This is a genomic window from Streptomyces sp. NPDC051662 (assembly GCF_040681655.1).
GTDB lineage: Bacteria > Actinomycetota > Actinomycetes > Streptomycetales > Streptomycetaceae > Streptomyces.
Genome location: NZ_JBFAZD010000003.1, coordinates 21074 through 46489, shown reverse-complemented (window position 1 = coordinate 46489; position 25416 = coordinate 21074). Strand labels below are relative to the sequence as shown.

Annotated in this window: 27 protein-coding genes; 5 read left to right on the top strand and 22 right to left on the bottom strand. The window is 68.3% G+C overall.

Going from position 1 to position 25416, the window contains the following annotated elements:
- Positions 1–58: 58 nt before the first annotated feature.
- From AB0M67_RS05700 to AB0M67_RS05670, 7 genes are all read right to left on the bottom strand, one after another.
- Positions 59–772, bottom strand: a complete 714-nt coding sequence (locus AB0M67_RS05700) for a TetR/AcrR family transcriptional regulator (RefSeq protein ID WP_365742983.1) — start codon at positions 770–772, stop codon at positions 59–61.
- A gap of 58 nt (positions 773–830) precedes the next feature.
- Positions 831–2072, bottom strand: a complete 1242-nt coding sequence (locus AB0M67_RS05695; protein WP_365742981.1) for a hypothetical protein — start codon at positions 2070–2072, stop codon at positions 831–833.
- Positions 2073–2089: 17 nt separating this feature from the next.
- Entirely contained in the window at positions 2090–2335 is a 246-nt protein-coding gene (locus AB0M67_RS05690; protein ID WP_365742979.1) for a hypothetical protein, read from the bottom strand.
- Positions 2332–2997 carry a VOC family protein gene (locus AB0M67_RS05685; RefSeq protein WP_365742976.1) on the bottom strand — a complete coding sequence of 222 codons (666 nt, stop codon included), beginning with the start codon at positions 2995–2997 and terminating at the stop codon, positions 2332–2334. The genes AB0M67_RS05690 and AB0M67_RS05685 overlap by 4 nt, the downstream gene beginning before the upstream one ends.
- Positions 2998–3051: 54 nt before the next feature.
- The gene (locus AB0M67_RS05680; RefSeq protein WP_365742974.1) at positions 3052–3804 is read right to left on the bottom strand and encodes an Asp/Glu racemase; all 753 of its coding nucleotides are present in this window, start codon (positions 3802–3804) and stop codon (positions 3052–3054) included.
- Between the two features lie 82 nt (positions 3805–3886).
- Positions 3887–4531, bottom strand: a complete 645-nt coding sequence (locus AB0M67_RS05675) for a TetR/AcrR family transcriptional regulator (protein WP_365742972.1) — start codon at positions 4529–4531, stop codon at positions 3887–3889.
- An 89-nt stretch (positions 4532–4620) separates the two neighbouring features.
- Positions 4621–6090, bottom strand: a complete 1470-nt coding sequence (locus tag AB0M67_RS05670; protein WP_365742969.1) for a benzaldehyde dehydrogenase — start codon at positions 6088–6090, stop codon at positions 4621–4623.
- Positions 6091–6344: 254 nt separating this feature from the next.
- Here AB0M67_RS05670 and AB0M67_RS05665 point away from each other — a divergent pair, with 254 nt between their 5' ends.
- Positions 6345–8063 (top strand): AMP-binding protein, encoded by a 1719-nt coding sequence (locus tag AB0M67_RS05665; protein ID WP_365742967.1) that lies wholly within the window; start codon positions 6345–6347, stop codon positions 8061–8063.
- Between the two features lie 28 nt (positions 8064–8091).
- Here the strand turns inward: AB0M67_RS05665 and AB0M67_RS05660 are convergent, their stop codons facing one another.
- From AB0M67_RS05660 to AB0M67_RS05610, 11 genes are all read right to left on the bottom strand, one after another.
- On the bottom strand, positions 8092–9141 hold the full coding sequence (locus tag AB0M67_RS05660; protein ID WP_365742965.1) for a protein kinase family protein: 1050 nt from the start codon (positions 9139–9141) through the stop codon (positions 8092–8094).
- A 201-nt stretch (positions 9142–9342) separates the two neighbouring features.
- A complete protein-coding gene (locus AB0M67_RS05655; RefSeq protein WP_365742963.1) occupies positions 9343–10854 on the bottom strand; it encodes a GMC oxidoreductase in 1512 nt (503 codons plus the stop codon).
- Between the two features lie 193 nt (positions 10855–11047).
- On the bottom strand, positions 11048–11791 hold the full coding sequence (locus AB0M67_RS05650) for an SDR family oxidoreductase (protein ID WP_365742961.1): 744 nt from the start codon (positions 11789–11791) through the stop codon (positions 11048–11050).
- A gap of 25 nt (positions 11792–11816) precedes the next feature.
- Complete coding sequence (locus AB0M67_RS05645; protein ID WP_365742960.1) at positions 11817–12236, bottom strand: nuclear transport factor 2 family protein; 420 nt, start codon at positions 12234–12236, stop codon at positions 11817–11819.
- 262 nt (positions 12237–12498) lie between these two features.
- On the bottom strand, positions 12499–13293 hold the full coding sequence (locus AB0M67_RS05640; RefSeq protein ID WP_365742958.1) for a polysaccharide lyase family 7 protein: 795 nt from the start codon (positions 13291–13293) through the stop codon (positions 12499–12501).
- A gap of 83 nt (positions 13294–13376) precedes the next feature.
- Positions 13377–14366, bottom strand: a complete 990-nt coding sequence (locus AB0M67_RS05635) for a D-2-hydroxyacid dehydrogenase (RefSeq protein WP_365742956.1) — start codon at positions 14364–14366, stop codon at positions 13377–13379.
- The gene (locus AB0M67_RS05630) at positions 14363–14494 is read right to left on the bottom strand and encodes a hypothetical protein (protein WP_365742954.1); all 132 of its coding nucleotides are present in this window, start codon (positions 14492–14494) and stop codon (positions 14363–14365) included. The genes AB0M67_RS05635 and AB0M67_RS05630 overlap by 4 nt, the downstream gene beginning before the upstream one ends.
- The gene (locus tag AB0M67_RS05625; RefSeq protein WP_365742952.1) at positions 14495–15661 is read right to left on the bottom strand and encodes a hypothetical protein; all 1167 of its coding nucleotides are present in this window, start codon (positions 15659–15661) and stop codon (positions 14495–14497) included. It lies immediately after the preceding gene.
- A 5-nt stretch (positions 15662–15666) separates the two neighbouring features.
- Positions 15667–16521: a carbohydrate ABC transporter permease gene (locus AB0M67_RS05620; protein WP_365742950.1), complete on the bottom strand. Its 855-nt coding sequence runs from the start codon at positions 16519–16521 to the stop codon at positions 15667–15669.
- Complete coding sequence (locus AB0M67_RS05615; protein ID WP_365742948.1) at positions 16521–17549, bottom strand: sugar ABC transporter permease; 1029 nt, start codon at positions 17547–17549, stop codon at positions 16521–16523. The genes AB0M67_RS05620 and AB0M67_RS05615 overlap by 1 nt, the downstream gene beginning before the upstream one ends.
- 63 nt (positions 17550–17612) lie before the next feature.
- The gene (locus tag AB0M67_RS05610; protein WP_365742946.1) at positions 17613–19040 is read right to left on the bottom strand and encodes an extracellular solute-binding protein; all 1428 of its coding nucleotides are present in this window, start codon (positions 19038–19040) and stop codon (positions 17613–17615) included.
- Positions 19041–19551: 511 nt separating this feature from the next.
- On the opposite strand from AB0M67_RS05610, the gene AB0M67_RS05605 reads away from it, so the two are divergent.
- On the top strand, positions 19552–20544 hold the full coding sequence (locus AB0M67_RS05605) for a LacI family DNA-binding transcriptional regulator (RefSeq protein WP_365742944.1): 993 nt from the start codon (positions 19552–19554) through the stop codon (positions 20542–20544).
- A gap of 17 nt (positions 20545–20561) precedes the next feature.
- Here AB0M67_RS05605 and AB0M67_RS05600 read toward each other — a convergent pair whose 3' ends face one another.
- Together AB0M67_RS05600 and AB0M67_RS05595 are read right to left on the bottom strand one after the other, a co-directional pair.
- Positions 20562–20936, bottom strand: a complete 375-nt coding sequence (locus AB0M67_RS05600) for a CU044_2847 family protein (RefSeq protein ID WP_365742943.1) — start codon at positions 20934–20936, stop codon at positions 20562–20564.
- 40 nt (positions 20937–20976) lie between these two features.
- Positions 20977–21639 carry a CatB-related O-acetyltransferase gene (locus tag AB0M67_RS05595; protein WP_365742941.1) on the bottom strand — a complete coding sequence of 221 codons (663 nt, stop codon included), beginning with the start codon at positions 21637–21639 and terminating at the stop codon, positions 20977–20979.
- Positions 21640–21951: 312 nt separating this feature from the next.
- On the opposite strand from AB0M67_RS05595, the gene AB0M67_RS05590 reads away from it, so the two are divergent.
- The 3 genes from AB0M67_RS05590 (at position 21952) to AB0M67_RS05580 (ending at position 24167) form a co-directional block, all read left to right on the top strand.
- Positions 21952–23127: a macrolide family glycosyltransferase gene (locus tag AB0M67_RS05590; protein WP_365742939.1), complete on the top strand. Its 1176-nt coding sequence runs from the start codon at positions 21952–21954 to the stop codon at positions 23125–23127.
- A 177-nt stretch (positions 23128–23304) separates the two neighbouring features.
- The gene (locus tag AB0M67_RS05585; protein ID WP_365742937.1) at positions 23305–23568 is read left to right on the top strand and encodes a hypothetical protein; all 264 of its coding nucleotides are present in this window, start codon (positions 23305–23307) and stop codon (positions 23566–23568) included.
- 188 nt (positions 23569–23756) lie between these two features.
- Entirely contained in the window at positions 23757–24167 is a 411-nt protein-coding gene (locus tag AB0M67_RS05580) for a DUF779 domain-containing protein (protein ID WP_365742935.1), read from the top strand.
- Between the two features lie 23 nt (positions 24168–24190).
- Here AB0M67_RS05580 and AB0M67_RS05575 read toward each other — a convergent pair whose 3' ends face one another.
- Together AB0M67_RS05575 and AB0M67_RS05570 are read right to left on the bottom strand one after the other, a co-directional pair.
- A complete protein-coding gene (locus AB0M67_RS05575) occupies positions 24191–24385 on the bottom strand; it encodes a hypothetical protein (RefSeq protein WP_249950282.1) in 195 nt (64 codons plus the stop codon).
- A gap of 124 nt (positions 24386–24509) precedes the next feature.
- Positions 24510–25379, bottom strand: a complete 870-nt coding sequence (locus AB0M67_RS05570) for a phosphatidylinositol-specific phospholipase C/glycerophosphodiester phosphodiesterase family protein (protein WP_365742933.1) — start codon at positions 25377–25379, stop codon at positions 24510–24512.
- Positions 25380–25416: the final 37 nt, after the last annotated feature.

Here is a 25416-nt window from a genome sequence, read left to right as displayed (position 1 = left end):
GATGACGGCGCACCGCCCCCGGCGGGCCACGCCGGGGTGTCACGCCGGCCCGCGGGTGTCATCCCTCGCCGGGCAGCAGCCGTTCGAGAGCGTCGAGGCTCGATCGCGCCATCATGAGGGCGGAGCGGACCGAGTCGTCCGGCCCGCGAGCGCCTTCGACGACAAGCATGTCGATGGCGGACTGGGTGATCTGCCTGGCGATCGCGTCCACGTCGTAGTCGGGACCTGCGTGGTACCACCACGCCACCCAGTTGCACATGCCGAGCACACTGAAGGCGGCCACGCGGGGGTCCAGTGGCTTGAACTCCCCTGCGGCGATGCCGTCTTCGATCACTCCGGACAGCTCCGCGAGCACTTGGCGCCGCGCCTCGCGGTGACGGACCTGCCAGGGCTCCGGGAGCATCGACTCGGACTGGTCGAGCACCCGGAACTGACTGGGTGAGGCGGCCCGCTGACGTACGAGCAGGTCCGTGAGTTCACGCAGCTTTCCCTCGTGGGAGAGATCGGTACGGGCGCGCAGGCTGACCACTTCCTCGGCGAGCGCGAAGCCGATCCGCTCCACGAGCATCTCCAGCAACTGTTCCTTGCTGGAGACGTAGTGGTAGAGCGCGGTCCGAGAGACTCCCACCGCCTCGGCGATGTCCTGGAGGGTGGTGGTCTCGTATCCCTTTTCCGCGAACAGCTGGGTCGCCTTCTCCAGGACGTCACGCGTGACGAGTGAGCGCCGCGCGGTACTCCGGCGCCCGGTTTCGGGTGTCTTTGCTTTGGCCATGCCTGAGATCGTAGGCGAGGAGGCCGGACAGGCCAGGTCGGCATGTCCAGGTCGGCTGTCAGACAGCGAGCGGGAACCGTTCGGCCAGCCACGCGCCGATCGCCTCGGCCGCCAGACCGCTGCCGGTCGGCTCACCGAGTGCGATGGGGCCGCCGAAGTGCAGCCCGCGTACGCGGCGATGGGTCAAGTCCGCCGCGCCGAGGCTCCTCAGCATGGCCGCGGAGTCCCGTGGAAAGGACGCCTGGTCCCCGGTGAGTTCGACCAGCAGCGTGGGCGCGGTGACTCCGGGTGCGCAGCGGAGGAAGTCCGCGTTGGTCGATACGGCGGACCAGGTGGACAGCCAGGCTTCCGGTGTGGACAGCCGCCCGAACCCCACGAGACCGTAGTTGATGAGATCGGGCCGGCTGCCGAAGAGTGAACCGTAGGGGCGTTCGTTGGCGTCCAGGCTCTGGTCGACGCCGCGCAGGTCCGCGTCGGTGCGGTAGACCGTGATGATCCTCGGGGCCAGCGCCCGTCGCCGGTCGGCGGCGTCGCCGCTCCGCTTGAACTGCTTGCGCGCGTCTGCCGCTTCCGCGGCCAGCTCCCGGGCGCGGGCGTCGACGCGCTCGATACGGGCCCGCTGGGCCGCCCGGTAGCGCTCGACGAACTCGGGTGCGTAGGTGGAGCTTTGGGGAGCGGGGGCGAAGCCGTTGGCCACGCTGTACGGGTCGAGACCGGGGTCGACGGACAGGGGGTCGGTCTCGTCCATGACCGACGGATCGATCAGGCGCCGCAACAGCGCGCCCTGGCCCGGATGGGGCGCCATGAAGACGGCGGCGTCCGGGACCGGCAGATCGGCGCAGGCCAAGTCGACGGGGCGACCGGCGGGGGTACGGGAAATCCTCCGCTCCGGGGGCAGTCCTGCCTGCTCATGGTAGAGCGCGGCGAGTGTGCCGCCGCCCGAGTGTCCGAGCGTGACCACATGATCGAAACCGCGGCTCCGGAGGAACGCCTGGCCCGCGGCCATGTCGAGAACGGCCTGCTCGTGAAGCAGGTTGAGGTCGTTGTTGACCGAGCGCGTCCCCTGCGTCCACACCGCCGCTCCTCTGGCGAGCAGCTCGGGCACCAGGACATGGTGGGTGAAGTCCTGGCGGGGATGCATCAGACAGACGACCGTGCGGGCGCCGGGGGTACCGCGCAGCACTCCCGTGACCGTCGCACCGTCCGCGGTGGTCAGTTCGTGCGGCGAGGAGACTGTCGAGCCGGGGATCGCGCGGGCGGTGATGTACCGGCCGGCTCCCAGCCGGGCGGAGGAGCTCATCGTGCCTCCAGAGGAGTTCATCGTGCTTCCACACGCAGTGCGTTCTTGTCCTGCTGGGTGATCCGGGAGTCCACGAGCCCGGCCACCGCGCTGTACCAGACGGCGTGCCGGCACCCTGTGGCCCTGCGGTCCACGACGATGGTTCCGGGTGAGGTGATCCGGAAGTACGGTCCGATCCTGTCCACCCGCACAGCGGGGTCCTCTGCGGCGACCTCGGGAATCGTGGTGTTCTCCGGGACGTCCAGGACGAAGAAGGTGCTCATCGCCGGGTCAGCTCCTCCCCGGCGTCGACGGGTTTCCTCCCACTGCTTTCCTCCCACCGCGCGGCTCGCTGGACGATGAGCTCCGCCTTGCGGGTGAGCAGCTTGTCCATGCTGGGCTCAGGCCCCGAGGCCACGTCGACCAGGGCGTCGACGGTGAGGGTGGCGTCGAGGTCTTCCTGCGGTGTGACCGGCCGCAGTGCGCGGGTGATCTCGACCATGTAGCCGTTCGGGTCGTGGGTGTAGATCGACTCGATCGTTTCGTGCATGACCTGCATCTCGACGGGCCACCGGGACGCGTCGAGACGCCGGCGGTATTCGAGCAGATCCCGCTCGTTGTCCACATGGATGGCCAAGTGGCGGGAGTTGATGAAGAACTGGGGCACGTCATCGGCGAACGTCGCGTATACGTCACCCGCGGCACCGGCTCCGGCGGGGGGCTCGAAACCGAAGTAGTAGAAGAACGCGATGCGGTCGTCGTTGCCGATGTCGAAGAAGAAGTGGATGAAGTCCGGGTGCCGCTCCGGGCCCCAGCCGGCGGCGCAGATCGAGTGAACGACCGGGAACTTCAGCACATCGCGGTAGAAGTGCACGGTGCCAACGGGGTCGAAGGTGGGGAAGGCGGCGTGGTCGACGCCCTTGACCCGGTGCTCGGGCTGGTTCATGTCAGACCTCCTCGTACGCGTAGCGGATACGGATCTCTGGGTGCGGGCGAGTCATCAGGCGACCGGGGAGTCCGCCCGGAGCAGGCTCCCGGCACCGGGGATGTCGACGGTCAGGCCGAGCTTTCTGAGCAGGGTGTACGCGCCGGCCGTCGCCGCCGAGACGACCGGAATGCCGAACTCGTCCTCCGCGGCCTGGACGAGGTCGAGTGAGGGCATCTGCACACAGGCGGAGATGACAAGGGCGTCGACTCCGTCCAGGTCCAGATCCCGCGCGGCACTCATCACCCGCTCCCCGGGGATGCGGCCGACCTCTTCGTTGTCCTCGACTTCGAGGGCCCGCCAGTCGGTGACGTCGAACCCCTCCGCCTCCAGATAGGCGACGACTTTCCGTGCCAGTGGGAGCGTGTACGGGGTGACCAGAGCGATCCTGCGTGCCTTCAGGGCGCGCAGGCCTTCCGACAGCGCGCCTGCGCTGGACAGCACCGCGGCGTTCGCCCCACCGGTGGAGAGTTGCTCGCTGATCGAGGACTCGACACGCTGGTGTTCTCCCGGTCCGCCGACCATCAGCGCCACCAGACAGGCGTAGAGGACGGCGTCGACCCCCGCGTCGCCCAGTTCCAGGACGCACCGTTCGCGCTGCGCGTTCATCGCTCGCAGCTGCTCGGGCGACACCGTGTGCATGCGCATGCGGCTGGCATGGAACGAGAAGTCCGCATCGGGGAGCCGGCCGAGCAGCCGCGGCATCTCGGTCTCGACCGTCACATTCGAGCTGGGTACGACGAGGCCGATCCGAATCGGTGCAGGCATGGGGCGCTCCCTCTGATTGACTCTCATGACTATTTTTCGACTCGGACGTCAGATTGTCAAGGGTGCGAGCCGTGAAGAGGGGTCAGCCCTCGGGGGGAAGCAGCCGCTCCAGCGCGTCCAGGCTCGACCGCGCCGCGGCCAGGGCGGAGCGCGCGGAATCCGCCCGTCCACGTGGCGCGTGGACATCGGCGACCATGTCGACGGCGGACTGACTGATCTGGCGGGCCACGGAATCGATGTCGTAGTCCGGGCCGGGGTGGTACCACCAGGCCACCCAGTTGCACATGCCGAGGACGCTGAAGGCCGCGACGCGGGGATCGAGGGGTCTGAACTCCCCCGCGTCGATGCCCTCTTCGATCACACCGGAGAGCGCGGCCAGCACATCCCGTCGCGCTTGGCGGTGACGGGAGCGCAGGGGATCCGGCAGTACCGACTCGGTCTGATCGTGAACTCTGAACTGATGCGGGGACTCCGCCCTCTGCCGCACGAGCGTGTCGGTCAGCTCGCGCAGCTTCCCCTCGGAGGTCAGATCCGTACGGGCGCGCAACGCGGCCAGCGTCTCGGCCAGGCCGAGGCTCAGCTGCTCGACCAGCATCGCGAGCAGCTCTTCCTTGCTGGTCACGTAGTGATACAGGGCCGTACGCGAGACGCCGACGGCGGCGGCGACATCCTGGAGGGTGGTTGTTTCGTATCCCTTCTCGGCGAAGAGGAGCGTCGCCTTCTCCAACAGGTCACGGGTGACCAGCGCGCGCCGGGACGTACTGCGGCGCGCGGCTTCCGCCCCCGCCGCCGGGGACTCCCGGACCGGCGAGCCTGTCAGAACGGGTACTCGGGGATCTCGGCGCGGCTCGTGACCCACTGCCATTCGGAGAACTGGTCGGCGTTGGTGTGTGTGCTGTGGTTGAAGCCGTTGCCGGACGCGCCGATGCCGCCGATCGGCCCGTACACCTCGTGAAGCACGGTCTGGTCATTGATGTGGACGATGCCCGAATGGAGCTTGTCCGCGATCCGCTGGGCACGGGCCTGGTCCGCCGAGACGACCGCCGCCACCAGTCCGTAGCCGGTCCGGTTGGCCAGGGCGATGGCCTCGTCATCGGTGCTGAACGTGGTGAGGGGCGCGACCGGGCCGAAGATCTCCTCGTCGAAGGCCGGCATGCCCGGAGCGACATCGGTCAGTACGGTCGGTTCGAAGAAGAGCCCGTCGCGGGAGCCGCCCACAAGGACGCGCGCTCCCTGGGAGACGGTGTCGCCGACGATCTGTTCGACGCGTGCCGCCTGACGCTCGTTGACGATCGGCCCCACCGTCACGCCCTCGGTCATCGGGTCGCCGGTCACCAGCGCCTTGGCCTTCCTGACCAGCGCCTCGGTATAGGCGTCCGCGATCCGTTCATGTACGAGATGACGTCCGGCGGTGAGGCAGATCTGCCCCTGGTGGAAGAAGGAGCCCCAGGCGCCCGCGCTGGTCGCGGCTTCGATGTCCGCGTCATCCAGCACGACGTAGGGATTGTTGCCCCCGAGCTCCAGGGACACCCGCTTGAGCAGGCCGCCCGCCACGGAGCCGATCTCCCGTCCCGCGCGGGTCGAACCCGTGAAGCTCACCATGTCGACCGCCGGGTCCTTGACCAGGGCCCGCCCGGTCTCGATCGCGCCCGGCAGGACGTGCAGCAGCCCCGAGGGGAGTCCGGCCTCCTCCAGGAGCCGCGCGAAGACGACGCCACCGGAGACCGGCGACTGGATGTCGGGCTTGAGGAGAACCGCGTTGCCCATCACCAGCGCGGGGCCCACGGCCCGGGCAGCCAGCAGAAGGGGTGAGTTCCACGGCGTGATGACACCGACGACCCCGACCGGAATCCGGCGGGCGACACTGCGGCGTCCCGGTTCCGCGCTGGCCGCCAGGATGCCCTGCGGCCGGCTGCCGAGCGCGGCGGCTTCGAGGATCTCGCGGGCGGTCATGCGCGCCTCCCACTCCCCCTTGAAGCGAATGGCACCGGTCTCCCTCATGAGCATCTCGGCGATCTCGTCCACGTGGTCCAGGAGGAGTTCCGAGAACTTCCGCAGAATGTCCCCACGCTGAGGGGCGGGCACCTGGGCCCAGGCGACCTGCGCCTGTTTCGCCGCCGCCGCGGCAGCCGCGACGTCGTGCGCGGAGGCGAGCCCGGTGTGACCAAGGACGGCGCCCGTGGCCTTCTCGGTCACCGGCTCGGTCCCGAGCCCCGGCTCCTGCCAGCCGTTGCTGTAGATTTTGCCGTTCCACGCGCCGGAAGGCGCGAAGAGTGTGGTCGACATGAACGTCTCCTCGCTGGTCACATGCCCCGGGAACGCGACAGTCCCTCGCTCCATCGCTGCCCGCCGAGACGGCTCGCCTCCCACAATGAGACCGGCACACCACCCTGTCAACGTTATAGTCGAAATATCGACGTCTAAGTCGAGTAAGCCCGTGCCACACTCCCCCAAGGGGCCCCCACGCCGAAATGACATCGCCGTCAAAAATTCGACACGCGGGGTGGACCTTCGGAGGGAGTGTCGTTAGATTGCGGAACATGGCGAAAACAACGGCGCACACGTTCCCCGGCGGTGAGGTCGACGAGCCGGGACTCGTTCCGTACCCGGCAGACGTCGAGGCCCACTACCGGGCGGCCGGTCTCTGGTCAGGCCGGTCCCTGCCGGCGGAACTGATGTCCGCCGCGTCCGCCCATGCCGAACGCACGGCACTGATCACTCCCGAGGGAGTCCGGACCTACCAGGAACTCTTCGGCGAAGCCCAGCGGTTCGCCGCCGGTCTGCTGGAGTCGACGGGCCTGTGGCCCGGGGACTCCGTGATGTTCCAGATGGGCAATGTCGCCGAGACCGTCGTGTCCTATCTGGGCTGCCTGCTGGCCGGGGTACGGCCGGTGTGCACACTGCCGCAGCACGGCGTACGGGAGATCAGCGTGCTGGCCCAGCACATCGGCGCCCGTGGCCTCATCGTGCAGGCCGACTTCGGACGCGGACGGCTGCCCGACAACGCGCGTGCGCTCGTCGCCAGTGGTGTCATCAAGGATGTCGTCGTGGCCCGCGGCCGGGTATCCGGCTTCGTCACGTATGAAGAACTGCTCGCGTCCGGGGCGGCTGCCACCTCCGAGGCTCTGCCGTACCACCGCCGTGACCCTCGCCGGATCGCCGTCTTCCAGCTCTCCGGAGGCACCACCGGTCTGCCGAAGATCGCGCCCCGGCTGCACGAGGAAAACGCCTACAACGCCTGCGTCTGGGCCCGGACACTGGGCTGGGGCAAGGGAACCGTGGTGCTGTATCCGCTCCCGATCATGCACAACGCGGGAATCGCTCTGGCCCTGCAGCCCGCGCTGCTCAGCGGCGCCACACTGGCGCTCGCCCCCTCGGCGGACGCGGGCGCCGTGCTCGACCTGATCGAGGCGACCCGCCCGCGGGTGATCCCTCTGGTGCCGCCCGCCCTGGCGATCCGGCTGCTCGACCACCCACGCGCCAGGACGGCCGATCTCTCCTCCCTCGATGACTTCATCGTCGGCGGACAGAAGCTGGCCGAGGATGTGGCCGAGCGTCTGCGGGACGAACTGGGCATCGCCGTGCGGCAGAAGTTCGGTATGGCGGAAGGGATGTTCCTCCTCACACCCGCGCACGCCGGTGAACGGGTGCGGCACCACACCGTTGGTCAGCCGCTCTCCCCCGCCGACGAGATCCGCATCCTGCGGCCCGGCCAGGAGACGGAGGTCCGCCCCGGCGAGATCGGCGAACTGTGCGTACGCGGCCCCTACACGATCCGCGGCTACTACCGCGCGGAGCGGCACAACGCGCGGGCGTTCACCGCGGACGGGTTCTACCGCACGGGCGACCTCGCCAGGCGCCATGTCATCGACGGTCTGACCTGCTACTCGATCGACGGCCGCATCAAGGATGTGATCAACCGCGGGGTGGAGAAGATCCATGCCGACGAGGTCGAGGAACTGATCATGCGTCACCCCGCCGTTTCCAACGCCGCCCTGGTGGCCATGCCGGACAAGGTCCTGGGCGAACGCGGATGCGCCTATCTCGTCCTTGAGCCCGGCGGACAGCCACTGACCGTACGGTCGCTGGGCGAGTTCCTGTTGGGGCAGGGCCTGGCCACGTACAAGCTTCCCGAGCGGGTCGAGGTGGTGGCCGGCCTGCCGCTGTCCAACGTGGGCAAGGTCTCGAAGAAGTCCCTGCGGGAGGACATCGAGGCCAAGCTCGTGGCGGAGGACGCCAGGGGGATTCCGGACGAGTAGTCCGAGATCCGTCCGACGGGCGCCCGGGTCAGTCGTACGGCTCGCCGATCCGGCGGATCTCCTCCAGCGGATAGGGCGTCTGCCTGCTCTCCAGTTGGAGCTTGCGGTAGAAGCCCGTCATCACCGCGGCGAGAGGGGCATGGCGGGTGAGGATCGCCGCGACCTCCGGCGGGATTCCCGTCGGGCGCTCCCCCTGAGCGCACGCGCGCACGAACGCGTCCCGCTCGTCCCGCTCGTACCCGTACAGGGCGGTGACGAGCCACATCACCAGATGTGTGGCGGTATAGCAACGGTCATAGTTCTGGTGCTCGGCGACGAAATCGGCCTCCTCCTTCGACAGCTCGAACCGCGAGGAGATCGCGAGGCCGTAGTCCGCGAAGAACAGACGCTCACCGTCGGTCAGGATGTTCTGGAAGTGGGCGTCGAAGTGCAGGAGGCCGCGGGCGTTCATGAACGAGGTCCCGGCTTCCAGTTGCCTCGCCACCATGGCGCAGGCCCGCTCGGCCGCCTCGTCGCCGGCCTCGACCTGAGCGCCCAGCCACTCGTGCAGGTTGTGGGGGATGTACTCCAGGAACAGCGCGACGCTCGCCGAGGAATCTCGCAGTGCCTCGATACGGCGGCGCACCTCCGGCCCGCCTCCCCAGTAGGCGACGGCCCCGTCCACATCGGCCAGCTCTTCGGGAAGCGACTGCCCGGGGTCCGGCAGCATCCGCCAGTGGTACATCAGAGGGAAGCCCTCGTACTCCTCCGCGAGCACCCAGTTCGTCGTCATGGTGTGTACGGCCAGCTCCCGCCAGACCCCGAAGCCCGGGCCGCCGATGCCGTACTGGCAGAAGGTGGGCAGCCCGAAGTGGTTCGCCGTGGACCGGGTGTTCGCCGGCTGCCTCTCCAGATCGGTCAGTGGCACCCGCTTGACGAAGACCGGGGTCCCGTCGACCTCAAGCAGCGCCGACGTCCCGCCGATACCGGAACCCAGCGGCGCGGCCGTGTCCACGAGGTCGCGCAGTTCGCGATCACCGCACAGGGCCAGCGAGGTGGAAACGGCGCTGTGGGCGGCCAGACGCGCACCGCGCGACATGTCAACGCTCCCGACGACTGCCTTCACCGGGGCACCGACCCCTCTCCCTTTGACCGCACAGTACGTGAGTTGACCGCACTGTACGTGAGGGTCGACGACGGGATCAGTCGGACGTGAGGTCCTGGCCGCCGGGCCGGAGGCCGACACCCACCGAGTCGTTCGGGCGGGTGCCGGCCGCCCGCCCGAACGGGGTCCGGTGAGTCACTTGCCGTACGCCTGCCGGAAGACGTATTCGGCGGCCATGATGGCCGTCAGGTTGGTGGCGGTCGACGGGATCTCGGGGAAGATCGAGGCGTCCACCACACGCAGATTGCCGACCCCGCGCACCGCGCCCACGCTGTCCACCACGGCCCATTCGTCGTCGTCGCCGCCCATGGGCACAGTCGAGGTGGGGTGCTCGTAGGAGCCCAGGTTGTCGAGGATGACGCCTTCGAGCGTCGCGTCGTCCTGGACGGCGTCCCCGGGCAGCAGTTCGGCCTGGGCGACCTTCGCGAACACCTCGTTGGCCCCGATGCGCCGGCTGAGCTTGACCGCTTCCACCATGCGCCGCACATCACGAGGCTCGGCGAGGAAGTTGTAGTCGATGAGCGGGGCGTCCTTGGGGTCACGGCTCCGGAGCCGGAGGGTTCCGGTCGAGTCCGGCCGTACGATCGACACCGCGAGCACGATGGCGCCGCCGGTCGGGCTGAATGCCGGATCGATGAGGTGAGTCGCCGAGATATGAAGGTCCAGCTCGTCCTCGTCTGCCTCGCTGGTCGCCGTCCAGACCAGCGCGCCTCCCGGCGGCGTCATGCCGAGCTTGCCAGGGCGCAGCGAGTACACGTTGAAGTAGAAGGGCTGGTTCCGCAGACGCAGGCCCACCGGCAGGTCGGCCACGACGGGGATGCCGAGGGCCCGCAGCTGGTCGGCCGGGCCGATGCCCGAGCGCATCAGGATCGCGGGGCTGCCGAAGGCGCCGGCGGAGAGAATCACCTCGCCCGCGGTGAAGACCATACCGTCGGTCGTCACGACTCCTCGGGCCTCACCGTTGTCGATGAGCAGCCGGTCGATCTCCGCGCCCCCGCGGATGGTCAGGTTCGGGCGCCGGCGAACCTCGTCGGTCAGATAGGCCATGCCCGTGTTCCGGCGGACCCCGGAAAGTACGTTGAGCTGGTAGGCCGTGACTCCGTCCTGGTCGACTCCGTTGACGTCTCTCAGCCGCTTGAACCCCTCGTCTGCCGCGGCGTCGATGAACGCCTGGAGCGACGGGGTCAGCTCCTCATATCCCAGCTGATGGATGGGCAGCGGCCCCGAGCGCCCGCGGAGGCTGTCCTCACCGGCCGAGGTGGTCTCCAGCCGCTTGTACGCCTCCAGCGTCTCCGGGTCGGTCCAGCCCGAGAGGCCATGGGCGCGCCAGGCGGCGAAGTCGGCGGGACGCGCGCGAAGCGCGACCCCCGCGTTGACGCCGGAGCTGCCGCCGAGCACCTTGCCCCGCGGAGCCGGGATCTCGTTGCCGCCCCGGCCCGTGGTGGCGGAGTAGCCCCAGTCGTGGTCCGCGTCGCCGCCCACCCGGCCGCTGTCTCGAATCACCTCGGGGTACGCGTCGGGGGCGTACGCCCGTCCCGCTTCCAGCAGGAGCACCTTCCGGGAGGCGTCCTCGGTCAGGCGATTCGCGAGAACCGCTCCCGCGGATCCGCCTCCGACGACGATCACGTCGTAGTTCTGCTCGGTCACCGCACACACTCCCTTGGCCGGGCCGCGCTGAGAGCACGCGGCTCACCTTTCCACCGTCACACCCCACGGTACGTCACTCATGTCGAATTTTCCACTACAACGTCGAATCAGGGATGACGTGCGGTGGCCATGACGACGACAGCGGGAGAGGGCGCCAGGATCCGGCGCCCTCTCCCGCTGTCGTCGTCGCGTATCAGCCCGCGGCGATCGTCCCGCCGCCGGCCAGCTCACCTCCGTCGACGATGAACTCGGAGCCCGTGGCGAAGCTCGATTCGTCACTGGCCAGGTAGACGATGAGCCCCGAGATCTCCGCCGGGTCGGCGACCCTCTTCATGGGGTTCAGCTGAGCCACGTCGAGACCGTCGGTCATCGCCGTGGCGACAGCGCCGGGGTGCACCGAGTTGACCCGGACACGGAACTCGGCGAGCTCCAGGGCGAGGGACTTGGTCAGACCGCGCAGCGCGAACTTCGACGCGTTGTATCCATGGAGCCCCGCGAAACCCCGGAATCCCGCAACCGATGACACATTGACGACGGAGGCGGGGGCGGAACGGATCAGGCTCGCACGGGCCGCCTTGGCGCCGAGGAATTGACCCGTCACATTGATCGACATGATCTTCTCCCAGCTTTCGAGGCTGTACTCCTCCAGACTCCCGAAGTTCATGACACCCGCGTTGTTCACCAGGACACTGAGGGATCCGAACGCGTCCTCCGCCGTTCGGACAGCGGCTTCCCAGGCGGAATAGCTCGTCACGTCAAGGTGCGCGTACACGGCGTCGTCCGTGCCGATCTCCTTGACCAGTGCCTGGCCTTCCGTGTCGAGCAGATCCCCGACGACCACCTTGCCGCCTTCGGCGACGATCGCGCGTGCGTGAGCCGCACCCATCCCACGCGCACCCCCACTGATGAGGGCCACTTTTCCGGCAAGCCTTTTCATGATTCCTCGATTCCTTCCCAGAAGGTCAGAGAGTTGAGCGCGCCGTCGTTCCCGCCCGTCCGGTGGGCGCGGTGGTGGCCTGATGACCGACCAGTCGCCAGGCCCCCTCCTCCTGCCGCCAGACCACGAGGTAGACGGCCACGATCCGCCGCTCTACGCCATCGACCAGAACCAGCAGTTCGAGCACCCCGGCGGCCTGGAACGCGGACTCCCCCAGTCCTCGGGCCGACTCCACTCGGGCGTCGACGGACCGGAAGACGAACGCGCCGTCGCGGAACTTCTCGATGAAGGACTGCTTGTCGTCCAGCAGCCCCGTCGAGTGGGCGTAGTAGAGCTCCTCGGAGAGGAGACCGGCCAGCGCGTCCGCGTCGCCGGAGACCAGCAGTGCGGCTCGCCTCGCTTCGAGGTCCGACGCCAAGCGGAGCAGGTCCGCGTTGCCTGACATGAGCCATTCCCTCCAGGCCGACCCGTCATCTGCGTACCTCGCGCACATGCGTACCTCGCGCTCGCCTCGCCCCGAGGGGGACGTAGTGGGCGAGCGTGGGCGTCGACGAGATCAACCGTCACACATTTCATCATGGGCATCAAATTATCGACGTCAATGACTATGGCTCGCCGGGCCTCGACGCCGACCGGCGGGCCGCCCGGCGGGGCGGCCCGCCGGCGCGGGCTCAGTTGTGGATCAGGTGTGGATCAGTCGTGGCGGCTCAGCTGTGCCGGACGCTGACGTTGTACAGGGTCACCTCGCCGTAGTTGCTCGTGTCGCAGGGCGAGGAATTGCCGCAGTTCGCCTGGGTGTAGACGCCCGCCTTGAAGTAACCGGTGGTGAACTTCACCGGGATGGTGGTCTGCAGCACCCCGTTGTAGTACGCCTTGATGTTGCCGCCTCCGACGATGAACTTCGCCTCGAAGACCGTTCCGAGCTGGTAGTTGTCGGTGACGAGCTTGTAGTGGGTGTCGTTGTCCTTGGTGACGTAGAGCTTGGTGCCTTCCAGGCGGAAGACCGACCGGTCGTTGCCGTCGTGGATCTGGCCGGCCACCACATGGCTCTTCGTCTGAGGCAGTCGGTTGATCGCCTGGTCGACGATGAGAGTGTGAGTGCCCGAGGTGGACGACCAACTGGCGTTGCTCTTGCCGCCGTTGGTCATCTCCCGCAGCTCCGAACGCGGGTAGGACGTGTTCGTGGTGGTGGCTCCGTTCACGGCGGCACGGAACCGCACCCCGTCACACGCGGACGTCGGTGTGAACCAGGGGGCGTTGTTGTACGAGGCGAGGGCGGGCTGCTTGATCTCCAGCGGCTGGGTACCCGAGGCGTCGGGGTCGTCGACCGGCAGCTGGATCTTCCAGTCGCTGGTCATCCCGAGGACCGTGGAGGGTGAGGGGCAGGCACTCTGTGCCGCGACGGCCGTGGGGCCGGTGAGCAGCGTGGCGCCGAGTCCCAAGGTGGTGAGGGCGTATACCGCACGGCGGCGGTAGGTGTGGGGGGACGTGATCTTGTTCATGTGCGACTCCTGTTCTGGGAAATGATCGATTGCCGGGCTGGGGGTACCGCCTCCTTTCGTTGTCGCCGTTCCCGGGTCCGCTTTCAGTGCCACTCGGCCTTGTCCACCACGTGGATCAGCGGTTCACCGGCCATGAATCTCCGGGCGTTCTCCCGCAGCACGGCGAACCGCCGCTCCTCCGCGTGCGGACCGGCGCCCGCGACATGCGGCGTGATGAGGACGTCGGGGCGGCGCCACAGCGGGTGGTCCGCCGGCAGCGGCTCGGTCTCGAACACATCGAGCGCGGCCCCGCGCAGCTGACCCGCGTCGAGCGCCCGTACGAGCGCGTCGAGCCGTACGGTGGGCCCGCGCCCGATGTTGACCAAGCAGGCGGTGGGTTTCATACGGGCGAGCCGTGCGGCGTTGACCAGCCCTTCGGTGTGCGGGGTGTGTGGCACGGTCAGCACCACGAAGTCCGCCAGGGGGAGCCGGGCGTCGAGCCGGTCCGCCGGGTGGATCCGGGTGAAGCCCGTGACCTCGCCCGTACGCCGGGGATCGATGCCTTCGACCTCGGTGCCGAAGGCATCGAGCAGCCGCCCCACCTCCGCGCCCACGGCGCCCACTCCGACGACCAGGGCACGGCTCTCCGCCAGGGGCACCACGGAATCGGGGTCCCAGTCGGGTTCCCACCGCACGGCCTGCTGATCGCGCATATAGCGGGGCAGGCCGCGCGCCAGGGCCAGGACGAGCGCCAGGGTGTGCGTGGCCACATGGTCGGTGTAGGTGTCGCGCATGTTGGTGACACGGACGGGGTGTTCGATCAGCGCCGGGTAGTAGAAGCCGGGCGGGGGCCCTGCCTGCGGGACCTGGAGCCAGCGCAGCCGTACGGCGTGCGGCAGCAGATCCTCGGGAAGGGCGCCGTACGCGGCGTCCGCCTCCCGCAGCGCTCGCGCGACATCCTGTGGCAGCAGCGGTCGGAGGACGCGGAGTCCGGGCAGCTCCCGCTCCAGCCGCTCGGCCCACTCCTCGGTCGCCGGTGCCCGCGGCGGCAGCATCACCAGGGTGTACGGTCCTCCGCTCGTGGCGTCGCTCATGCCGCGCACTCCATCCGGTCGGCGGTGACGACGTCGCGCACCGAACTCTCCCCGTACAGCGCCGGTTCGAGCCGGGGCGCGGACGCGAAGCGGGCCGGATCCATGGCGTGGATGCCGTTGAGTGTCATTCATCCTCCTCGTACAGCGGAGCGCAGGGCATCGAGCCTGGCGGAAGACGCCAATCCCGCGTGGTAGAAGCGGAAGTGGCGCGCGCCGGCGGCGCGCAGCCCGGCGATCCGGGACGCCAGCTCGCCCGGCGGGTCCTCTATGACGGAGACATTGGCGACGATCGGCACGGCGGTGTTCAGAGCCGCGCTCTTCACCCGGGTCAGCGCGGCGTCCGGCTCGTCCCAGCACTTGAGGACGTAGGCGTCGGCCGGCCCGTCGTACCGGGTGAGGTCCAGCGCGCTGTCGGGCCCGGTCGCCTGCGGGTTGTCCTCCGCCATCAGCAGCAGCCCACGCCCGTCCGCGACGGCGGCGATACGGCGGGCCAGCCCGGTGATCACGGACCGGCGATGGTCGAAGAGCAGCTGGGCGCGGTCTTCGCCGAGTGTCTCGCCCAGGGTGGCGGCGACCGGGCGTCCCTCCTTCAGTTCCCCGTCGACGGCGGTGCGGATGTCACGTGCCAGGTCATCGGGGTCCAACCCGCCGCCCGCGAGCGCGGCGCCGCAGGACGCGCACAGGCAGACGGACAGCAGCGCGCGGCAGCCGGAGGAGAGGTCGGCGCCCTCGGTTTTCTCGTGGTGGCTGCCGTGCTCGAAGCCGAGCCAGCCGCAGGCCTCCAGCATCAGCGTCGGCACGTCGTAGCGGGAGCAGATCTCCCGGGCGAGGTTGACGGCGTACGCCGCGACGTCCGGGTGCGCCGGGCAGAGCGCGTATGTGTACCGCTCGCCGTACGCGTTGCGCACGGTCAGTTCCTGGGCTCGCGCGCCGAGTACCGAGGAGTGGGTGAGTACGAGCCATGCCTCCGTACGCAGTCCCGCCTGCCCCAGCGCGGTGGCCGCCGCGCCGAACCGGTCGGGCGCCTCGACGCCCCAGGAGGGGGCGAGAGGCCTCAGCCGCTGGCCTCGCCAGATGTCCGTCGACAGTGGGAAGTACGCGGCGGCGTGCGTGGCGTGCACGACGCGGTGGTGCGGGTGGCGGGGAGTGATCGCCCGTACGGCGTGGTAGCTCGCCTGGAGCGTCACCGAGCCGACCCCCAGCGCGGCCAGTCGCTCGGCGGCGGCCGGGTCGCCCACGATGTCCCAGGTGTAGGCGAAGACTCCGTCCGAGCCGGTGGGATTCGATCGGGTCACTCGGGTCACTCCTTGGTCGCGCCGGCCAGGCCGCGCACGAAGTAGCTCTGGAAGAAGAGGAAGACGAAAAGCATCGGGATGACCGAAATCGTCATTCCGGCCGCGAACCCGGTCCAGTCGACGGCGTGTTCGCCCTTGAACGAGAGCATTCCGACCGCGAGGTTCTGGAGCTCCGGCTGGCCCAGGGTGAAGACCAGGGGGATGTTGAACTCGTTCCAGTTGGTGACGAACTGGAAGATCACCACGACCGCGATCACCGGTTTCGCGAGCGGCAGCACGAGCCAGAAGGTGCGCAGGAATCCGGCGCCGTCCAGCTTGGCCGCGTCGAACAGATCGTGGGGCACGCTGGAGAAGAAACCGATGAACAGGAGTACGTACAGCGCTCCCGCCGCGCCGGACATCGCCAGGATCACGCCTGCCCTGGTGTTGAGAAGGCCGAGCTGCTCCACGAGTACGAACTGCGGGATGATGATGGAGGCGACGGGGATGAACAGCGTCGCGACGATCGTGCGGTGCAGTAGCTTGCGGCCGGGGAATTCGTACCGCGCGAGAATGTAGCCGCACAGCGCCGACTTCACCAGTTCCACGAACGTGGAGACCACCGTGTACAGAACGGTGTTGAAGAAGTAGCGGGAGAATCCCGCGTTCACCCAGGCCCGCCGGAAATTGTCGAAGTTCAGCTGGTCGGGTATCAGACTCGCCCCGCCGGTGAACAGGCCCGCCTGCGTCTTGAACGCTCCGGAGATCGTCCACAGGAACGGGTAGACCCATAGGAGCGAGACGATCAGGAGCAGCGGCAGAGCGATGAGGTTGGCGCGCGTTCCCCTGCCCAGGGGGAGACGCTTTTTCTTGTCGTCCATCAGACTCCGTACTCCTTCCGGAGCTTCTGTGCGCGGCTCACGAAGAAGCCCTGGCCCATCACGATGAGGAAGGCGATGACGGAGAAGAGAAGAGCGGCCGCGGAAGCGTAGCCGTAGGAGAAGGGCACGGAGGCGAACGCCCGGTCGTAGATGAAGTACGAGATGACGTAGGTACTGGTGCCGGGACCGCCACCGGTGAGGGTGACGACGAGCCCGAACACGTGCATGGCGTTGACGAGTCCGAGCAGCAGGATGACGACGGCCACCGGTTTGATGATGGGCAGGGTGATGCGGGTGAGTTTCTGCCATTCCGTGGCGCCGTCGAGTTCGGCGGCCTCGTACAGCTCCTCGGGCACGTTCTGGATGGCGGCCATCCAGTAGATGACGTACTGACCGAAGACCTGCCATACCGAGATGAGCACCAGGGCGAACAACGCGCTCCAGCGGGAGGCGAAGACATCCACCGACTCGTCGATGACGCCGATGTCCCGGAGCAGGGCGTTGAGGGCGCCGTTGGACGGGTTGAGCAGATAGGTGAAGACGAGTCCTGCCATGGCTACCGGAATGATGAGCGGGGCGAAGAACGTCGTACGGAAGAACTTCTTTCCCCGCAGCCATTTCCGGGTGAAGAGCACGGCCGCTATCAGAGAGAGCGGAAGTTTGATGACCGTGGTGAGGACCGCGAAGATCAGGGTGTTGGCGACTGCCAGCCAGAACAGCTCGTCGGTGAGAATGGAGCGGTAGTTGCCCGGTCCGACAAAGTTCTCCACCGGTCCGCTGCCCGACCAGTCGAAGAAGGAGTAGTAGACCGTGGCCGCCAGCGGCCAGAGAGTGAAGCCCAGGTAGAGCAGGAGGAAGGGCGCGAGGAAGAGCGCGACCCATACTCGGTTCCACCCTTTGGCCCGCTCGCGGGGGCGCTCACCATCGGTCGGCTGAACCCGTCGTGTGTCGTTGCGCCGTGTGTCGTCGTGCGGCATGGGTGCCGATGCCGCCTGAGGCGGTGGCGCGGCGGTCCGTGCGGAGACCATAGAGAGTTCCTTGGTTCTGTTCTGGGGCGATCGAAGGATCACCGGCCGGGGAGAGTTACCGGGCTACTTCTGGTACTTCTCCCGTGGGTAGTCCTCGGTGTACTTCCAGTCCGGGAAGGTGTAGCAGTCGATCGACACCTTGAGGCCCGACGCCGCTTCCTTCTTGAGCTCCGATTCGAGGATCCGCTGGCGTTCGGCGACGAGTTTCCTCGCCTCGGGGGCGAGCGGCTTTCCTGACGTAAGGGCCTCGACCATCGCTTCGTACTCCCAGTTGGGCCGCTCGGAGATGGCCTTGACATAGGCATTCGACCTGACGAGATCGGGGCATTTCCTTACCGGCACCGGCACCTCGACGCGGTAGCCCGGCTGGTCCGCGACTTTCATGATCTTCTGGATGGCGGGATCCTCGATCAGCGCGGCGTTGTCCGTGAAGGCGAGGGTCCCGAAGCCCGCTTTGAGGTATTCCTTGGCGAAGAACCCGTCGGGATCGGTCATCCACTGAAGGAACTTCCAGGCGTCCGCGGACTTCTTGCTCTGCGCACTCACCCAGTACTTGTTGCCGTCGTGCTGGCGGGCCAGGGCGCCGGTCGCGCCGCCGTCCGGAACGGGGCGCGGCGCGACGGTGTACTGGTCGGCCTGGAAACCCTGGCTGTTCCAGGCGCTGGGCGCCCAGGTTCCGTCCAGGTAGATACCCGCCTGCCCCACGGCGAACTGCTGGCGGCTGAAGTTCTTGTCGTTGAGCCCCGGTGCGATGTACTTCTTCTTCTGAAGGTCCTGGATGAACGAGAACGTCTTCAGCGACCGCGGATCGTCCAGGCTGAACTTGCCCTTCTGGAAGTCGAAGAAGAGGTCCGTCGAAACCCCCGACGCGAGTGCGAACCAGATGCGCTGGAGGTCAAGTCCCTTGCTGGGGGAGGCTATGCAGGACGCGTCCGTCTCGCCGGTGATCCGCGCGCAGGCTTCGGTCAGTTCCGACCAGGTACGGGGAGGCTTGGCAGCGTCGAGCCCGGCGTCCTCGAACACCTTCTTGTTGAGGAACATGTAGCCCGGACCCCAGTACAGGTTCTCCGAGAACGGGAAGCCGTATGTCTTCCCGTCACGGGTATTGATCCCCTCCACGAAGGAGCCCTCGGGCCAGCGGTCGGTGAAGGACTTCGGGACTTTGCCGTCGCCGTTCAGCGGCTGGATCCACTTCTGGTCGAGCAGCTGGGCCATGTCCGTCGGACCGGCCGGCCGCCAGTAGAAGATGTCCGGGCCCTGCTTGCTCTGGAAGGCGAGCGGCAGGGTCTTCACGTATTCGTCCTGGGAGATCGACCGCCACTCGATCGTTTTGCCCGGATTCTCCTTGGCGTACTGGGCGGCGACCTTTTTATGGAAGTCGGTCTGCTCCGCCGAGAAGTCCCAGATGGTGAGCGTGGATGACGCGGAGCCGCCTCCGCTCGTGCCACAGCCGGCCAGCGTCGTCCCCAGCAGCGCCAGAACCGCCGCCACACCTACCCAATTTCTCCTGAGCATCAATGACCTCCCGCACTCGTCCACGCCGAACCGAAGGGTCCGAGGTGCGGATGAGGCTAGGGACGGCGATGGGTCTGTGCAAGCGTTTTCACAAGATCAACTTTTTGGAACGACTGGACCTTCGCAGCATCACACCTCTGACCTGTGATGATGTGAACACACCACAGGAATCTCCCCCGCACCTGCTAGATTCAAGAGAACGTTTTCACAGTGAGGGCAGTCGCCGTTCGACCGGCGGGACCCGTCGTGCGGGACGAGGTGCGGAGCGGGGTGTGGGCACGCGGCCCGCCTCGGCATGATTGGGTACCGAGCATGCGGTCGGGTCGGCGCGGCCGGCTGGTGTGGGCGCCCCGGTCCGACCCGGCCGGTCACGGTCGCCCGCGCGCCCGGCGGCACGCGGTCCCACTCACCGAATCGGAATCGGAGGCGGTCCTTGAGCAGGTCGCGGGAACGGGTCGACAGGACGAGCGGGCCCGATCGGTCCCGGGTGACCATCCGAGACGTGGGCGCGGCGGCCGGCGTCTCGACGTCCACGGTCTCTCGCGTACTCAATGGCACCGCCAAGGTCGATCCATCGCTGGCCCGGCGCGTCCAGGACGCGGTGGCCGACCTCGGATACCGCCCGAACGCCGCCGCGCAAGGACTCGCGAGGGGCGAGGCGGGCGCGATCGGCGTGCTCGTCCCCGATCTGGCGAATCCCTACTTCCCGAATATTCTGAAAGCGGTTTCTCGCACGGCCCGGACCTATGGGCGGCGCGTCATGATCATGGAATCGGACGAAGACGCCGCGAGCGAGTACGAACTCGCCCTCGATCTGATGAGGTCCTGCGACGGAGTCCTGCTCTGCTCGACCCGTATGGACCGCGCGTCCCTGGCCGAACTCGCCCTGCACTCCCGGCCCATGGTCCTGGTGAACAGGATGGCCCCCGGCCTGAGCACCCCCTCCGTCTCGGTGGACTTCTACGGCGGTATGGCCCTGGTCTGCGGACATCTGACCCAACTCGGCCATCGCCGGGCGCTCTACCTCAGCGGCCCGGAGACCTCATGGGCCAACGCCGAGCGGATCCGGGCCTTCGACGCCGCGGCGGCCTTCGGCCTTCAGGTGACGGTCGTCCCGTGCGGTACGACGAGCCGCCACGGCTATCAGACCGTCACCGCCCTGTCCGACCCCGACGCCACCGCGATCGTCGCGTACAACGACCTGGTCGCTCTGGGTGCGCTGGCCGCGCTGGAGGAACGCGGAGTCACGGTCCCCACGGACATGTCCGTCATCGGCTGCGATGATCTCGCACTCGACCGCCGGCCGTCCCCGGGCCGCCTCACGACGGTTTCCGGGGCCAGAAACGAACTCGGCAGGATCGCCGTGGAGACACTCGAACTCCTTATGACGTCGGCATTCGACGGCGAACCCAGCCTTATCCCGATGAAGCTGATCCTGGGCGACACAAGCGCTCCGCCGCCGTCGCACACCGACGGCTGAGCCCCGTGCCCCGCGTGTCAACTACCCTGCGGGGTATCCGGCGTTGAGGCCGCCGCTTCGCTCCTGTTCCATGTCAGACTCACCGAGAAGTTCGCGGCCGTCGCGGTACTGGCGATGACGACATCGGCCTCGGCCGACAGCGACACCCCGAACTCCAGCGTGATCTCGTCGGGCGAGTTCGCCATCCCGCGCAACCGCCCCACGAAGCTCTCCGCCACGGGCCGTACGGTGTCCAGCATTTGACCGAACGACCGCTCGGCCCGTGCCACGGAGCGGCTGCCGCGGCCGACTCGGACGAGAGTTTCGTCCACTTCACGGATCTGCACTCGAATCGTCTCGTCACCGCCCTCGACCAGAGGCACTTCGACCGTGTGAACAAGGCGTTCGCTCATGGCAATCTCCAACAGCCGGGAGTGGGAGGTCCTCACGGTGTCAGATACCGGGGGTGTCCGGGGCGGCGGCTTCGAGATCGGCGATGCTCCCCGACATGATCGTGCGCACATGCTCGGTGATGTGTTCCGCCGGCCAGTCCCACCAGGCCACTGCCAGCAGCCGGGCCACATCCTCTTCGCTGTAACGGGTACGGATGAGCCGGGCCGGGTTCCCGCCGACGATCCCGTAGTCGGGCACATCCGTGGTGACCACGGCGCCGGAGCCGATGATCGCGCCGTGGCCGATCCGTACGCCGGGCATCACCATCGTGTCGTAGCCGAACCAGACGTCATTGCCGACGACGGTGTCACCGCGCCCCGGCAGGCCGGTGAGCAGGTCGAAGTGTTCGGCCCATGAACCGCCCATGGTCGGGAAGGGGAACGTCGACGGGCCGTCCATGCGGTGGTTGGCACCGTTCATGATGAACCGGACGCCCGTGCCCAGCGCACAGAACTTGCCGATGACAAGCTTCTCCGGGCCGTAGTGGTAGAGCACATTGCGGGTCTCGAACGCCGTCGGGTCGTCCGGGTCGTCGTAGTAGGAGTACTCCCCGACCTCGATCAGCGGCGACGTCACCAGCGGCCTGAGCAGCACCACTCGCGGCTGATCGGGCATCGGATGGATGACTGTCGCGTCGGCGGGCACAGGCGCGGGCACAGGCATGGCGAACGTTTCCTTATCGGTTGCGTAGCGGTATCCGCGGGGGTCGCGGTATCCGCGGGGGTCGCGTGTCGGTATCCGGTCCCATGATCGCACCGCACCGGTCCGCACCGGGGTGGCCAGGAATCCGGAGGCGGATTAGAGTCCGGGGCTATGTACTTCCATCAGATCTACGGCTGACACGGACGGGGCCGCGCCCCGCTCCCGTCGCGGACACCCGCGTGTCGCCATCACAGCCGTCGTCGTACGGGCAGTGGTGGCGCACCGGTTCGCCGTGTCCTTTCGCCGTAGACCTGAATGTGAGAGTGATCGTCCATGTCCCGTCGCCGTGCCCATGTCGCGATGGTCGGCATCCCCGTCGTCAGTCATGTCCTGCCGAGCCTTGAGATCATCCGCGAACTGGTGGCCCGTGGCCACCGGGTGACGTACGCCAACGACCCCGCGGTGGCCGACCTGATCGCGGCCACCGGCGCCGAGTTCGTCCCCTGCGGCTCCGTGCTGCCGGTGGCCGACAACAACTGGCCCGACGACCCCATCGCCGCGATGGGCCTGTTCCTCGACGACGCGATTCAGGCGCTTCCGCGGTTGCGCGCCGTCTACGACCATGACCCCGCGGACCTCTACCTGTACGACATCGGCGCCTACGCCGCGCGCGCCCTCGCCGAGGCGCGGAACCGGCCCCTCATGCAGTTGTCCCCGACCTTCGTCGCCTGGCAGGGCTACGACCAGGAGGTCGCGGCGCACGTGCGGCGGCTGCCGGGCGCCGACGCCTACCGCGCGCGATTCGCGCGGTGGCTCGACGGGTGCGGGGCGTCCACCACGGACGTGGATACCTTCTCCGGCCGTCCCGGCCGGGCCCTCGCGCTGATCCCCCGCGCGATGCAACCACACGCGGACCAGGTCGACACCGACACGGTGACGTTCGTCGGCCCCTGTCCCGGCGCGCGGGCGAGTGACGGGGACTGGACACGTCCGGCCGACGCGGAGAAGGTGCTGCTGATCTCCCTGGGCTCGGCGTACACGCGCAGGCCGGAGTTCTACCGCCAGTGCCTGGCTGCCTATGGCGATCTGCCCGGCTGGCATGTCGTGCTCCAGATCGGGAAGTACACCGACCCACGGGAACTCGGCGATATCCCGCCCAATGTCGAGGTCCACTCCTGGGTGCCCCAACTGACGGTCCTGGAACAGGCCGACGCGTTTGTCACGCATGCGGGAATGGGCGGCAGCGGCGAAGGGCTGTACACCGGTGTTCCGATGATCGCCGTTCCGCAGGGCGCCGAGCAGTTCATGAACGCCGACCGGCTCGTGGAACTGGGCGTGGCCCGCCGTCTCGACACGGCGGAAGCCACCGCCGAGACCCTGCTGACCGCGCTGCGTGAACTTGTCGCCGATCCGGCGGTGACGCACCGCTCGGCGCTGCTCCGTGCCGAGACGCGAGCCGAGGGCGGCACCACGCGGGCCGCCGATCTCATCGAGGAGATGCTGGGCTGATCGCCACTCGCCGGCGGTAGGGCGAAGCCCCGCGACGCGTCTTCCGTGCTCGCGCGGGGCTTCGCCCGGATTCGCGCTCTCAACCCCTGACTCCCCGTTCAGGTCTCTTCCCGGGAGGCGGTCCCCCCGCGACGAGGAGCTGACCTGGCGACACGACGGCACAGGGCACGTACGAGCGTGGTCGGGCTGCTGGCCCCTGGGCAGTTGAAGGCGATGAAGACGACGGTCTTCGACTCCGGTTACGGTCTCGGCATCGAGCAGCTCACGGCGAGCTGCGGAACCCGGGTATGGGGCCACGGCGGTGGCTGGATCGGCTCGCTCTCCTACGCGATGACGACCGAGGACGGCGGCCACTCGTTCGCCCTCAACCTCAACGGGGACTGGGACTCCGCCGGGATCGGGCCGGTGCTGGAGGCCGAGTTCTGCGGCACCGCCGGCTGAGGGGCCGACGCGGCCCTGTGGCGGCGGGCGGGTGCCTGTCCGATACTCGGGACCGGGACCGGGACCGGGGCCGCGACGCGGTCCGCGTGCAACCGTCTCGCAACGTCGGGGGGAGTTGACTGGGTCCCTGAGGGCGCGGATCGATGAGCGCGGATCGATGAGCGATGACCGACGGCGGCGGAGAGACCATGGACGAGCAGACTTCCCCCGGGGAACCACTGAAGCAACCGCGGCGCCCGCAGGAACCACCGGAGCCGCGCGTCGAGGTGACCCCCGCGGCCGCCGAACTGATCCGGCGGCTACGGGCGGACCACGGGCCGCTGATGTTCCACCAGTCGGGCGGCTGCTGCGACGGCAGCGCGCCCATGTGTTATCCGGACGGTGAGTTCCGTACGGGCGGTTCCGATGTACTGCTCCAGTCCCTGGAGATCGAGGGGGTCGCCGAGCCGGTGCCCTTCTGGATGTCGGTGAGCCAGTACGAGGCGTGGCGGCACACCCGGCTCATCGTCGATGTGGTGAAGGGACGCGGCAGCGGCTTCTCCCTGGAGGCCCCCGAGGGGGTGCGCTTCCTCATCAGGTCGCGGCTGGTGGGGACATAGCCCCGGGGACCCGGGCGGGCCGGTCAGGGGTGAAGGCCGCTGACCACGCCCGCCGTGGTGGAGATCCCGTTCGCGATGGTCGGCGCCATGCTCGTGCCCGCGAGAAAGAACCCGAGCAGGACGCAGACCGTCGCGTGCCAGAACTTCAGTCCCCCGTTACGCAGGAAGACCACCGCGAGGATCGCCAGTAGCAGAATCACTGAGATCGAAATAGCCATCGAGAACCTCCTCCGCCGCACCGGATCGCGGCTTTCGGCCGCCAGTGTGGCGGAGGAGGAGGCTGGGTAGGCCGACTGGCGTGTCCGCCGTACGGGTGGTTGACCTCGGGTTCCCCGTTACGGGCTACCGGCGGTGCTGACGGAGGAAACGTTCGAGGCCCGCGAGGTCATCCGTATTGAGATGGTCGACCCCGGCGGCCAGCAACTCGGTCCAGACCGCGTCCCGCGCGGGCCCCGGCAGATCGGGCGTGCTCCAGAAGCGCACCCGCTGGCCGCGCGCATGGGCGGCGTCGACGACGCGTCGCAGCTCGGCGCGTTCGGCGGCGGGGAACGCGCCCACGCCCTGCCAGCTGAAGCTCTGGGTCCAGTTGCTGCTGATGAGCGGGATGAAGGAGGCCGGGGCCGCCGTCCCGAGGTCATCGAGCCGTCCGTCGTAGAAGGCGTACCGTACGCGCTGCGCCTCCATCGGGGCACGGGCCGCGCGGTCGCCGGAGATGACGGGGGTGACCGCGCCCGCGCGCACCGAGCCGTTGGTGTAACGGCTCAGCATCGAGCGGTAGCCGGTCAGTTGGCGGTGCAGCTCGGCGTAGGCGGCGACACCGTCCGTCTTGATGTCGATGAGCAGCTGCACCGGCCGGTGGTAACCCCGGTACACGGAACCGTGGTTGGCCCGCACGCGCGCCAGGAGCGGATCGAGATAGAGCCCGCGGAGAGTTCGGGACGGGTCGAGTTCGGTGGCCTCGTGGGCGACCAGCAGCTCACCGTCGACCAGGAAGATATCGGCTTCCACGCTGGTGAAGCCGTGCGACAGGGCGTCGAGCAGGGGACGGGGGTGCAGATAGTCGTTGTGGGCGTGAGCCGACCGCAGCGGCCGGGGGCCGCTGTCGCCGCGCTCTGTCCGCGAGGACGCCTGTGCGTACGCGGGTGCCGCGACGGCTCCCGCGAGCGCGGCGGCGAACGTGCTGACGGCTCTGCGGCGGGTGGTGAGGGCCATGATGCCTCCGGGGGACGCGATGGGGGTGCGGTGGAGC

Bases quoted from the DNA above. Each gene is read 5' to 3' on its own strand.
- AB0M67_RS05700 (WP_365742983.1), bottom strand. From the start codon at position 772: ATGGCCAAAGCAAAGACACCCGAAACCGGGCGCCGGAGTACCGCGCGG.
- AB0M67_RS05670 (WP_365742969.1), bottom strand. From the start codon at position 6,090: ATGTCGACCACACTCTTCGCGCCTTCCGGCGCGTGGAACGGCAAAATC.
- AB0M67_RS05690 (WP_365742979.1), bottom strand. From the start codon at position 2,335: ATGAGCACCTTCTTCGTCCTGGACGTCCCGGAGAACACCACGATTCCC.
- AB0M67_RS05575 (WP_249950282.1), bottom strand. From the start codon at position 24,385: ATGGCTATTTCGATCTCAGTGATTCTGCTACTGGCGATCCTCGCGGTG.
- AB0M67_RS05595 (WP_365742941.1), bottom strand. From the start codon at position 21,639: ATGCCTGTGCCCGCGCCTGTGCCCGCCGACGCGACAGTCATCCATCCG.
- AB0M67_RS05635 (WP_365742956.1), bottom strand. From the start codon at position 14,366: ATGAGCGACGCCACGAGCGGAGGACCGTACACCCTGGTGATGCTGCCG.
- AB0M67_RS05590 (WP_365742939.1), top strand. From the start codon at position 21,952: ATGTCCCGTCGCCGTGCCCATGTCGCGATGGTCGGCATCCCCGTCGTC.
- AB0M67_RS05615 (WP_365742948.1), bottom strand. From the start codon at position 17,549: ATGGTCTCCGCACGGACCGCCGCGCCACCGCCTCAGGCGGCATCGGCA.
- AB0M67_RS05580 (WP_365742935.1), top strand. From the start codon at position 23,757: ATGGACGAGCAGACTTCCCCCGGGGAACCACTGAAGCAACCGCGGCGC.
- AB0M67_RS05640 (WP_365742958.1), bottom strand. From the start codon at position 13,293: ATGAACAAGATCACGTCCCCCCACACCTACCGCCGCCGTGCGGTATAC.
- AB0M67_RS05620 (WP_365742950.1), bottom strand. From the start codon at position 16,521: ATGGACGACAAGAAAAAGCGTCTCCCCCTGGGCAGGGGAACGCGCGCC.
- AB0M67_RS05680 (WP_365742974.1), bottom strand. From the start codon at position 3,804: ATGCCTGCACCGATTCGGATCGGCCTCGTCGTACCCAGCTCGAATGTG.
- AB0M67_RS05600 (WP_365742943.1), bottom strand. From the start codon at position 20,936: ATGAGCGAACGCCTTGTTCACACGGTCGAAGTGCCTCTGGTCGAGGGC.
- AB0M67_RS05570 (WP_365742933.1), bottom strand. From the start codon at position 25,379: ATGGCCCTCACCACCCGCCGCAGAGCCGTCAGCACGTTCGCCGCCGCG.
- AB0M67_RS05665 (WP_365742967.1), top strand. From the start codon at position 6,345: ATGGCGAAAACAACGGCGCACACGTTCCCCGGCGGTGAGGTCGACGAG.
- AB0M67_RS05695 (WP_365742981.1), bottom strand. From the start codon at position 2,072: ATGAGCTCCTCCGCCCGGCTGGGAGCCGGCCGGTACATCACCGCCCGC.
- AB0M67_RS05645 (WP_365742960.1), bottom strand. From the start codon at position 12,236: ATGTCAGGCAACGCGGACCTGCTCCGCTTGGCGTCGGACCTCGAAGCG.
- AB0M67_RS05660 (WP_365742965.1), bottom strand. From the start codon at position 9,141: ATGTCGCGCGGTGCGCGTCTGGCCGCCCACAGCGCCGTTTCCACCTCG.
- AB0M67_RS05630 (WP_365742954.1), bottom strand. From the start codon at position 14,494: ATGACACTCAACGGCATCCACGCCATGGATCCGGCCCGCTTCGCGTCC.
- AB0M67_RS05685 (WP_365742976.1), bottom strand. From the start codon at position 2,997: ATGAACCAGCCCGAGCACCGGGTCAAGGGCGTCGACCACGCCGCCTTC.
- AB0M67_RS05650 (WP_365742961.1), bottom strand. From the start codon at position 11,791: ATGAAAAGGCTTGCCGGAAAAGTGGCCCTCATCAGTGGGGGTGCGCGT.